This is a genomic window from Promicromonospora kroppenstedtii DSM 19349 (assembly GCF_000515355.1).
GTDB classification, from domain to species: Bacteria; Actinomycetota; Actinomycetes; order Actinomycetales; family Cellulomonadaceae; genus Promicromonospora; species Promicromonospora kroppenstedtii.
In genome coordinates this window covers 47571-48022 of the sequence record NZ_KI911746.1, presented here as the reverse complement: position 1 = coordinate 48022, position 452 = coordinate 47571, and the positions used below count along the sequence as shown (strand labels likewise).

Sequence of the window (452 nt, the reverse complement as noted above, 5' to 3'; positions counted from 1 at the left end):
CTCGGCTCCGCCCTCGACTCGGTACGCACGGTCAAGCTCGCGTCGGCCACCGGCGGCGTCCTCGCCCAGGTCGCGCGGGTCGACGGACGCCGCGTGCACGCGTCCCTGGTCGAGGAGCGGACCAGCTTCCTGGTGGGGCTGGCCCCGTCCGTCCTGAGCCGGGTGGCGACGGTGCTCGCCTGGACGCTGCACCTGACAGGCACCTGGTCCCTGGGCACGGCGCTCCTGGTCAGCACGTCGATCGGCACCTTCAGCTGGATCGGCTACAGCCTGGGCGCGCTGGTCACGAGTGCGGCGTCGGCCCGGCGCTGGGTCGAGGTCTCCGCTCGGTACGCCGGCACCGAGCGCCTCGCGGACGTGCCCCGCGACGTGGACCTGTTCGCCGGCACCACCACACCACCGGCCACACCGGCCGTGCCGGGTGCCGGCAGGCCGGGGACGGCCGCGATGCC

Annotated in this window: 1 pseudogene; it reads left to right on the top strand. The window is 75.2% G+C overall.

The features are described 5' to 3' along the window. Positions 1-452 (top strand): annotated as a pseudogene (locus PROKR_RS36195) (ABC transporter ATP-binding protein); the annotation flags it as partial.